General features: G+C 66.4%; 7 protein-coding genes. 5 read left to right on the forward strand and 2 right to left on the reverse strand.

Annotation, left to right across the window (positions count from 1 at the left end; genetic code table 11):
- Positions 1–167: 167 nt before the first annotated feature.
- Positions 168–1,610 (forward strand): ExeM/NucH family extracellular endonuclease, encoded by a 1,443-nt coding sequence (locus ABE423_RS19675; protein WP_049400583.1) that lies wholly within the window; start codon positions 168–170, stop codon positions 1,608–1,610.
- A gap of 59 nt (positions 1,611–1,669) precedes the next feature.
- Here ABE423_RS19675 and ABE423_RS19680 read toward each other — a convergent pair whose 3' ends face one another.
- Positions 1,670–2,527: an EamA/RhaT family transporter gene (locus ABE423_RS19680; RefSeq protein WP_180838041.1), complete on the reverse strand. Its 858-nt coding sequence runs from the start codon at positions 2,525–2,527 to the stop codon at positions 1,670–1,672.
- 43 nt (positions 2,528–2,570) lie between these two features.
- Here ABE423_RS19680 and ABE423_RS19685 point away from each other — a divergent pair, with 43 nt between their 5' ends.
- Both ABE423_RS19685 and zapE read left to right on the forward strand, forming a co-directional pair.
- Positions 2,571–3,242, forward strand: a complete 672-nt coding sequence (locus ABE423_RS19685) for a CocE/NonD family hydrolase (protein WP_180838042.1) — start codon at positions 2,571–2,573, stop codon at positions 3,240–3,242.
- The gene (zapE, locus tag ABE423_RS19690; RefSeq protein ID WP_125895454.1) at positions 3,239–4,339 is read left to right on the forward strand and encodes a cell division protein ZapE; all 1,101 of its coding nucleotides are present in this window, start codon (positions 3,239–3,241) and stop codon (positions 4,337–4,339) included. The genes ABE423_RS19685 and zapE overlap by 4 nt, the downstream gene beginning before the upstream one ends.
- Positions 4,340–4,414: 75 nt before the next feature.
- Here the strand turns inward: zapE and ABE423_RS19695 are convergent, their stop codons facing one another.
- Positions 4,415–5,251 carry a DUF2884 family protein gene (locus ABE423_RS19695; protein WP_180838043.1) on the reverse strand — a complete coding sequence of 279 codons (837 nt, stop codon included), beginning with the start codon at positions 5,249–5,251 and terminating at the stop codon, positions 4,415–4,417.
- Positions 5,252–5,781: 530 nt separating this feature from the next.
- Here ABE423_RS19695 and ABE423_RS19700 point away from each other — a divergent pair.
- Positions 5,782–8,184: a ribonucleoside-diphosphate reductase subunit alpha gene (locus ABE423_RS19700; protein ID WP_032128210.1), complete on the forward strand. Its 2,403-nt coding sequence runs from the start codon at positions 5,782–5,784 to the stop codon at positions 8,182–8,184.
- A gap of 127 nt (positions 8,185–8,311) precedes the next feature.
- Complete coding sequence (locus tag ABE423_RS19705) at positions 8,312–9,331, forward strand: ribonucleotide-diphosphate reductase subunit beta (RefSeq protein ID WP_008264781.1); 1,020 nt, start codon at positions 8,312–8,314, stop codon at positions 9,329–9,331.
- The last annotated feature ends 179 nt before the right edge of the window (positions 9,332–9,510 follow it).

Here is a 9,510-nt window from a genome sequence, read left to right on the forward strand (position 1 = left end):
GGCGGCGCTTCCCTCTCCACCATTTGGTAGTTTTGGACCCTTTCGGTCGCCCCCCCCCCCCGCCGGCACTCCCCAGGCTTTGCCCACCAAGGTCAAAACCCTGCCCGCAGGCGGGGTTTCGTATTTCAGGGTTAGTCTGTGCGCCTCTTCCATGGAGTCGCCCGTCGATGCGCCGCCGTTCCCTCGCCCTTGCCCTGTCCCTGCTGCTGCCGGCCGGCGCCTTTGCCCAGGCCCAGCCGCAGGCCGCACCGGTCGCGTCGCCGTCCGCCGCGCGCAGCAGCGCCACCGTGGTGCTGACCACCGCACCGGCCGACTGGCGTGCGCTGGATGGCCAGCGCGTGCGCATCGCCGCACCGCTCACCCTGGCCGGCACCGATGGCCTGGAGCGCTTTGGGCAGCTCACCGTGGCCTTCGATGGCCGCCTCTGGCAGCCGACCGAAGTGGCCGCGCCGGGTACTGCCGGCTATGAGCAGGTGATGGCCGACAACCAGCGCCGCCGCCTGCTGCTGGACGACGGCAGCGAAGCCCGCGACCCGGCGAGCGTGGCCTACCTGCCAGCCAACCCGGTGCTGCGCACCGGCATGCAGCTGCGCAATGTGGAAGGTGTCGTGCACGTGGACGCACAGGGCCGTCCGCGCCTGCAGGTCGAGGGTGCACTCACGTTGCCCGAGCTGAAGCGTCCGGCGGTGCCGACGGTGCCGGGCAGCCTGCATATCGCTGCATTCAACCTGGAGAACTTCTTCAATGGCGATGGCCAGGGCGGTGGCTTCCCGACCCTGCGCGGCGCGCGCACGCTGGAAGAGCACAAGGCGCAGGTCGGCAAGCTGGTGGCCACGGTCAACGCGCTCGGTGCCGACATCGCCGCGTTGATGGAACTGGAAAACGATGGCTATGGCCCGCAGTCGGCCATCGCCGAACTGGTCAGCGCCCTCAACGCCGGTCTTGCCGCCGACAAGCAGTGGGCCTTCGTCGATGCCGGCGAGGGGCCGGGCAGCAACCCGATCCGGGTTGGCATCATCTATCGCAGGAGCGCGTTCAAGCCGCTGGGCAAGCCGTTGACCAGAACCGACGGTCCTTTCGCCGAACACAGCCGCGCACCGCTGGCGCAGGCCTTCCAGGGCAAGGGCGCACCGTTCATGGTGGTCGCCAACCATTTCAAGTCCAAGGGCTGCCGTGATGCCAGCGGCGGCGATGCCGACCGCAACGATGGCCAGGGTTGCTGGAATGCCACCCGGGTGGAATCGGCAAAGCAGTTGAACCAGTGGGTGCAGGCCGAAGCTGGCCGCCTGAAGGTGAAGGACGTGGTGCTGCTGGGCGATTTCAACGCCTACGCGATGGAAGACCCGATCCGCACCCTGCATGACCTGGGCTGGCAGGACGCATTCAAGGTCGCCCAGGTCGAGCATCCTTACAGCTACGTCTACAACGGCTATACCGGCCGCCTCGACCATGCGCTGCTGAGCCCGGGCATGGCCCAGCGCCTGCGCGGTGCCGCCGAGTGGCACAGCAATGCCGACGAACAGGACGCCAGCGGCTACCAGGGCCGCAACGTGCAGGGCCCGTGGCGCAGTTCCGACCACGATCCGCTGCTGCTGGGCTTCGATAAATAACGCCCAGCGTCGGGTCGGATCCCATTCCACCGAAATGGGCTCTGACCCCGAGGCCGGGCTCAGCCCCAGGCGATCAATCCAATCGCCAGCACCGCCAGCGCCAGCCCGGCGCGGTTCCACTTCGTGGTGGCCTCGCCGAAGGCGAACACGCCCACCAGCGCGCCCAGCACCACCACGCCGATGTTCATGCCGGCGAACACGGTGGCCGGGTTCTCCGGCATGGACTGATGCGCGTGCACATAGAAAAGAATGTTGCCGCCGTTGAGCAGGCCCAGCAGCGCGCCCGCACCGAGGTTGCGCCAAGCCAACCGGCTGCGGCCACTGGCGTGCCGCCACAGCTGCAGTGCCAGCATCAGCACGAAGGCCACGCTGAAGCTGGCCAGCACCGCCGCCATCGACGGCGTGCCGGACAGCGCCACCTGCTTGAGCAGCACGTCGACCACCGCGAACCCGGCCCAGACGCCCAGCAGCCAGCCCCAGCCGCCGGGTGAGGACGCCACCGCCGGGCCGCGCGGGCGCAGGCTGATCGCCACCATCGCCAGCAGGCCCAGGCCGAGACCGGCGAGCTTCCACGGCGTCGCAGTCTGGCCGAAGAACAGGAAGGCGGCGGCCAAAGACAGCAGCAACGACAAGCGCTGCGCCACGTCGCTGCGGACGATGCCGGCCACCGCCACCGCGCGGCCCAGCACCAGGAAGATCGATGGCAGCACCACCGCCAGTGCCAGCAGCGACAGCCACGGGGCATGTGGCGCGCGCAGTGCGTCCAGCGGCGGCTGCAGCACCACGGCGGTGAGCGTTGCCGCCACCAGATAGTTCCAGGTGACCATCTGCGAAACATCCAGCTGGCGGCGTCCGGCCACCTTCAACAACACCGAAACCAGCACGCTGCAGATCACGGCCAAGGACAGGTAGAGCATGGGGCGGGCACAGGGCAGGGGCAGGGGACGGTATCATGGTGCCATGCACAAGCCTTCGTTCCCCGTCGCCCCCGGCGAAACCGCCTGCCTCGAACTGGCCGGCCCGGCCGGCCCGCTGGAAGTGGTCGTCGACCTGCCCAAGGCCGATGTGTCGGCGCAGCCGATCGTGGCCATCATCTGCCATCCGCTGTCCACCGAAGGCGGCACCCTGCACAACAAGGTGGTCACCATGACCGCCACCACCCTGCGCGAGCTGGGCATCACCACGGTGCGCTTCAACTTCCGCAGCGTCGGCGCGTCGGCCGGTGAGTTCGACCACGGCGTGGGCGAGCAGGATGACCTGAAGACCGTCGCCGCCTGGGTGCAGAGCCAGCGCCCCGACGACCGTCTGTGGCTGGCCGGTTTCAGCTTCGGCTCGTTCGTATCGCTGAAGGCGGCTGCCGCGCTGCAGCCGGAAGCGCTGATCTCGATCGCACCGCCGGCCGGCCGCTGGGATTTCGATGGCATCGCGCCGCCGGCCCGCTGGCTGGTGATCCAGGGCGAGCAGGACGAGATCGTCGACCCGCAGGCCGTCTACCAGTGGCTGGACACGCTGGACGTCCCGCATGAGCTGGTGCGCATGCCCGAGACCAGCCACTTCTTCCACCGCAAGCTGATCGATCTGCGTGGCGCGCTGACCCACGGCGTGAAGCACTGGCTGGGCGCAGCGGCATGAGTGCAACCGAGCTGACCCCGTCGCAGCGGTACGCGGAAGGGGTTGCCCGTGGCGACTGGCAGAACGACCCGGCCCAGCACGCAGCGCTGGCCGAACTGGACCGCATCCACCTGGGCCTGGTCGACAGCGCCGAAGACGGCTGGCTGGACCGCCTGTCCTCGTTCTGGAAGAAGCCCGAGCCGGTGAAGGGTCTGTACTTCTGGGGCGGCGTCGGCCGTGGCAAGACCTTCCTGGTCGACCTGTTCTACGACGGCCTGCCGATCAAACAGAAGTACCGCACGCATTTCCATCGCTTCATGCGCAGCGTCCACGAGCGCCTGCGCGAGCACCAGGGGCAGAGCGACCCGTTGGCGAAGATCGCCCAGGAATGGCGCAGCAACCTGCGCGTGCTGGTGCTGGACGAATTCTTCGTCACCGACATCGGCGACGCGATGCTGCTGGCACGGCTGCTGGAGCGCCTGTTCGCCGAGGGCGTGACCCTGGTGACCACCTCCAACACGGCGGTGGAGAACCTGTACCTCAACGGCCTGCAGCGTGAGAGCTTCATGCCGGCCATCGGCCTGCTGCAGCGCTTCTGCGTGGAGCTGTACGCCGAGGGCACCGAGGATTACCGGATGCGCGCGCTGACCCGCTCGCCGGTGTACCGCGCACCGTTGGCTGCCGACAGCGATGAGTGGCTGGCCACGCGCTGGAACGAACTGAGCGGCGGCCAGCCGGCCAAGCCCGGCAACATCGAGATCGAAGGCCGCAAGATCCCGGTGCGCGGCCGTGGCAAGAGCATCGCCTGGTTCGATTTCGCCGCGTTGTGCGAGGGCCCGCGTGGCCCGTCGGACTACATCGAGATCGCGCACGAGTTCAACACCGTGCTGCTGGGCGGCATCCCCGCCTTCGACCGTTTGAACGAAGATGCCGCGCGCCGCTTCGTCAATCTGATCGACGAGCTGTACGACCGCCACGTCAACCTGGTCTGCACCGCCAGCACCTCGCCGATCGAGCTGTACACCGGCCAGCGCCTGCAGGGCGCGTTCGAGCGCACCGCCTCGCGCCTGATCGAGATGCAGAGCGCCGAGTACCTGGGTACCCCGCACCGGGCATGAGGGCGCCACCCAGGCAAATGCGTTGCCGGCCAGGGTTCCGGTAGTGCCGGCCGCTGGCCGGCATCCGCCGCGCGGTTACCGGGTCGGCGCCACCGCATTCCCACGCGGCCGCTCATCCGGCCCGGCCGACATATGCAGGCCCGAGCCATCGCCGTGCCCCACCCGTACGCTCTCGCCGCGCTCCAGCAGCCGCAGTGGCTGGCCTTGGTAGCGCACTTCCAGCGCGTCGTGGGCGTCTGCCAGCGACTGCACCAGCGGGCACAGCGCCTGCGCGCGGGCCTCGATGCGCTCGGCGCGGCCTTCCAGCTGCTGTTCCATCTGCGCGTCCAGGCGGTCGGCGCGTTCCTCCATCGCATCGCTGCGACCGGTGAACACCTGCCACAGCACGCTGCGGGCGATGGACGCGGACAGCGACTCGGCCATGTCCTGCACCTTGGCCTCGAAGCCCGGCCCGAACACTGCCTGTTCCCAGTAACCCTTGCCCAGCGTGCCGCCGATCCAGTCATCGGCCTGCCGGCGCAGGCGCCGGACCTTGCGGCTGTTGGCGGTGCCGGTGAGGCTCTCATAGACCCCGTCGAGCACGTCGAAGCTCAGCCCACTCACTTCATGGGCCAGTGCGGTGACCGCTGGCATCAGCTGCCGTGCCCCGGCCTCCATCTGCCGCAGGCGGGCCGCGTCGGCGGCGCTGACCGTAACCATCCTGCCATCCAGGCTCAGCTCGCCGTCGTGGAACACCACTTCATGCGGCGCCTGCGGGCCATGCCGCAGCCAGATGCCACCGCTGTCCACCAGCACGTCATAGTCGGTGTGGATACCGCACTGGTCCGAACGCAGGTCCGGCCCCTCGGCGGCCAGCGCTGGGGCAATGAACAGGGCAGGCAGCAGGGCCAGCGCGGGCAACCGCAGGTGCATCGGAGCATCCTTTTCCGGGAGCGAGCGGCCAGCATCCGCTGCCAGCGCGCGGGCGTCACCGGCCGGAAGTCACCCGTCCACCGGATTCCCACCGGCTGCCCACCAGCTATCCACAGGGTTGTCCCTAGCCAGTTTCATCACTGTCATGTGAAGCTGTCATTGTTCCGTTTTCGCGGTGCGTTGTACCACCGCGATGACGCCTTTCGGGCTTGACTGCGCAGCCCGTTCCGGCAGGTCTGAAGCGTCTGATCCGGGCGCCGATGGCACGATCCTTGCGGCGCAAGGGATTGCCGAATTTCACTACATTTGGCGTTGACGGACCCCATTACCCCCACTATCTTGTGGCCGTCGGTCGCAGCAACCCCAATTCCAGGGGGTGCCCGGGGTACCCATCCGCGATCGTCAACGGCAGTGGCAGGCGCAGGGTCTCATCCCCTGCGACGCCGTCCTGCCATCCTGGGCTGTCATGTCCCGGGCTGCGTCACCCGATGCATCGAGCACCCACCAATCACGCCAAGAGGACACACGCCGTGACCACCGAATCCAGCGCCACCATCGAGAAGGAAAGCGAATTCCTGTTGACGTCGCCGCCGACGGCCAACGCGATGAGTGTGACCAAGCGCAATGGCACGACCGAACTGGTGGACCTGAACAAGATCGTGCGCGCGGTGCAGCGTTCCTCCGAAGGCCTGCACGCCGTCGATCCGATGCGCGTGGCCACCCGCACCATTTCCGGCCTGTACAACGGCGCCACCACCCGCGAGCTGGACGAACTGTCCATCCGCACCGCCGCCCTGCTGATCGGTGAAGAGCCCGAGTACGGCCGCCTCGCTGCGCGCCTGCTGGCCAACTACATCGCCAAGGAAGTCTCGGGCCAGGAAATCTACGCCTTCTCGCAGTCGGTCAGCCGTGGCCATGAAGTCGGCCTGATCAACGACCGCCTGCTGAACTTCGTGCAGACCAACGCGCGCAAGCTCAACGATGCCATCGACATCTCGCTGGACCTGAACTTCGATTACTTCGGCCTGCGTACCCTGTACGACCGTTACCTGCTGCGCCATCCGCACACCCGCAAGGTGATCGAGACCCCGCAGCAGTTCTTCCTGCGCATTGCCAGCGCGCTGAGCGAGGATGTGTCCGAGACCCTGGCGCTGTACAAGCGCATGGGCAACCTGGACTACCTGCCGTCCAGCCCGACCCTGTTCAATTCCGGCACCACCCACGAGCAGCTGTCCTCGTGCTTCCTGCTGGATTCGCCGCAGGACTCGCTGGAGTCGATCTATTCCAAGTACGGCGACATCGCCCAGCTGTCGAAGTTCTCCGGCGGCATCGGCGTCAGCTACACCCGCGTGCGTTCGCGTGGTTCGCTGATCAAGTCGACCAACGGCCACTCCAACGGCATCGTGCCGTGGCTGAAGACCATGGATTCGTCCGTGGCCGCGGTGAACCAGGGCGGCAAGCGCAAGGGCGCAGCCTGCGTCTACCTGGAAACCTGGCACGCCGACGTCGAGGACTTCCTCGAGCTGCGTGACAACACCGGTGACGAAGCCCGCCGTGCGCACAACCTGAACCTGGCCAACTGGGTGCCGGACCTGTTCATGAAGCGCGTCGAGGCCGACCAGGAATGGTCGCTGTTCGATCCGCGCGTCGTGCCGGAGTTCACCGACCTGTTCGGCGAAGCCTTCGAGCAGGCCTACCTGCAGGCCGAAGCCCAGGGCAAGGCCAACCGCACCATCTCCGCGCGCAAGCTGTACGCCCGCATGATGCGTACGCTGGCCGAGACCGGCAACGGCTGGATGACCTTCAAGGACAAGTGCAACCGCGCCAGCAACCAGACCCTGCGTCCGGGCAACGTGATCCACCTGTCCAACCTGTGCACCGAAATCCTGGAAGTCACTTCCAACGATGAAACCGCAGTGTGCAACCTGGGTTCGATCAACCTGGGCAACCACTTCGACGAGCACAACGAGTTCGACTTCGAGAAGCTGGCCGAGACCGTGCGCCTGGCCGTGCGCCAGCTCGACCGCGTCATCGACCTGAACTTCTACCCGATCGAAACCGCCCGCCGCGCCAACCTGCGCTGGCGTCCGGTCGGCCTGGGCTGCATGGGCCTGCAGGACGTGTTCTTCCGCAAGCGCCTGCCGTTCGACAGCGCCGAAGCCCGCGCCCTGTCGAAGAAGATCGCCGAAGCAATCTACTTCCACGCGCTGGAAACCTCTTGCGAGCTGGCCCAGGAACGCGGCAAGCACCCGTCGTTCAACGACACCCGCGCCGCCGGTGGCGAACTGCAGTTCGACGCCTGGAACGTGGTGCCGGAAGACACCGCGCGCTGGGATGCCCTGCGTGCCCGCATCAAGGAGCATGGCCTGCGCAACTCGCTGATGATCGCGATTGCACCGACCGCGACCATCGCCTCGATCGCCGGCTGCTACGAGTGCGTCGAGCCGCAGGTGTCCAACCTGTTCAAGCGCGAGACCCTGTCCGGTGACTTCCTGCAGGTCAACCGCTACCTGGTGAACGAGCTGAAGAAGCTGGGCCTGTGGACCGCCGACATGCGCGACGCCATCAAGCTGGCCGAAGGCTCCATCGCCGGCGTGGCACAGATTCCGGAAACGCTGCGCGAGGTCTACCGCACCGCGTGGGAACTGCCGATGCGTTCGTTGATCGACATGGCCGCCGAGCGTGGTGCCTTCATCGACCAGTCGGCCTCGCTCAACCTGTTCATGGAAAGCCCGAACATCGGCGCGATGTCCTCCATGTACATGTACGCCTGGAAGCAGGGCATCAAGACCACCTACTACCTGCGTTCGCGCCCGGCCACCAAGATCGCCAAGACCACGGTGAGCAGCGCAGCCCCGGCCAAGGTGTTCAGCCCGGACGAAGCCATCGCCTGCTCGCTGGAAAACCCGGAAGCCTGCGAGGCCTGCCAATAAAAGCGGCCGTGGCGGCCTTTGGCCGGCACACCCCTTTGTAGAGTCGAGCCATGCTCGACTGCAGAAAACACCAAGGTAGCGCCGGGCCATGCCCGGCGTTTTGACCCGAGAAGACAAGGAAACACCCATGGCCGACAAGCCCAAGCAGATGCTGCTCGATCCCGGTTTTGAACTGACCCTGCGCCCGATGCGCTACCCGCAGTTCTATGACATGTACCGGAACGCGATCAAGAACACCTGGACGGTGGAAGAGATCAACTTCCAGATCGACATCACCGACCTGCACAGCAAGATGTCGCCGGGTGAGCGCCACCTGATCCACCGCCTGGTCGCGTTCTTCGCCACCGGCGACTCGATCGTGTCCAACAACCTGGTGCTGAACCTGTACCAGCACTTGAACGCGCCGGAAGCGCGCATGTACCTGTCGCGCCAGCTGTACGAAGAAGCGCTGCACGTGCAGTTCTACCTGACCCTGCTCGACAACTACCTGCCGGATCCGGAAGAGCGCGTCAAAGCCTTCGCCGCGGTGGAGAACATCGACTCGATCAAGAAGAAGGCCGACTTCTGCTTCAAGTGGATCGACTCGATCCAGGACCTGAAGCGCATCGAGACCCGTGCCGAGCGCCGCCAGTTCCTGCTCAACCAGATCTGCTTCGCCGCCTGCATCGAAGGCCTGTTCTTCTTCGCTGCCTTCGCCTACGTGTACTACTTCCGTTCGCGCGGCCTGCTGCCGGGCCTGGCCTCGGGCACCAACTGGGTGTTCCGCGACGAGAGCGCGCACATGGAGTTCGCGTTCGAGTCGGTGCGCGTGGTGCGTGAGGAAGAACCGGACCTGTTCGACGACGAGATGAAGCAGCAGGTCTACGACATGCTGGCCGAAGCCATCGAATGCGAAGTGCAGTTCGCCGAGGACGTGCTGTCCGGTGGCGTGGCCGGCATCTCGACCCGTGACATGCGCCAGTACCTGCAGCACTGCGCCGACCAGCACTTCGCCAAGCTGGGCATGGAAAAGAAGTACAACGTGCGCAACCCGCTGCCGTTCATGGAACTGCAGGACGTGCAGGAACTAACCAACTTCTTCGAACGCCGCGTCTCTGCCTACCAGGTCGGCGTGCAGGGCGAAGTCGCCTTCGACATGAACTTCTGATCGAAACGATCAGATCTGTCGCAACGAAAAACCCCGGCCAACGCCGGGGTTTTTTGTTGGTAGCGCCGGGCCATGCCCGGCGGAGCCTGCCTGGTGCTACCGGCCGCCATGCTGCACGCGGGCCTTTGTAGAGTCGAGCTTGCTCGACTGCCGTTCGCGCAAAGCAGTCGAGCAAGCTC

The organism is Stenotrophomonas sp. TWI1409 (genome assembly GCF_039673015.1).
GTDB classification, from domain to species: Bacteria; Pseudomonadota; Gammaproteobacteria; order Xanthomonadales; family Xanthomonadaceae; genus Stenotrophomonas; species Stenotrophomonas maltophilia_A.

Coding starts and splice junctions, on each gene's coding strand:
- ABE423_RS19675 (WP_049400583.1), top strand. CDS start 168: ATGCGCCGCCGTTCCCTCGCCCTTGCCCTGTCCCTGCTGCTGCCGGCC.
- ABE423_RS19680 (WP_180838041.1), bottom strand. CDS start 2,527: ATGCTCTACCTGTCCTTGGCCGTGATCTGCAGCGTGCTGGTTTCGGTG.
- ABE423_RS19685 (WP_180838042.1), top strand. CDS start 2,571: ATGCACAAGCCTTCGTTCCCCGTCGCCCCCGGCGAAACCGCCTGCCTC.
- zapE (WP_125895454.1), top strand. CDS start 3,239: ATGAGTGCAACCGAGCTGACCCCGTCGCAGCGGTACGCGGAAGGGGTT.
- ABE423_RS19695 (WP_180838043.1), bottom strand. CDS start 5,251: ATGCACCTGCGGTTGCCCGCGCTGGCCCTGCTGCCTGCCCTGTTCATT.
- ABE423_RS19705 (WP_008264781.1), top strand. CDS start 8,312: ATGGCCGACAAGCCCAAGCAGATGCTGCTCGATCCCGGTTTTGAACTG.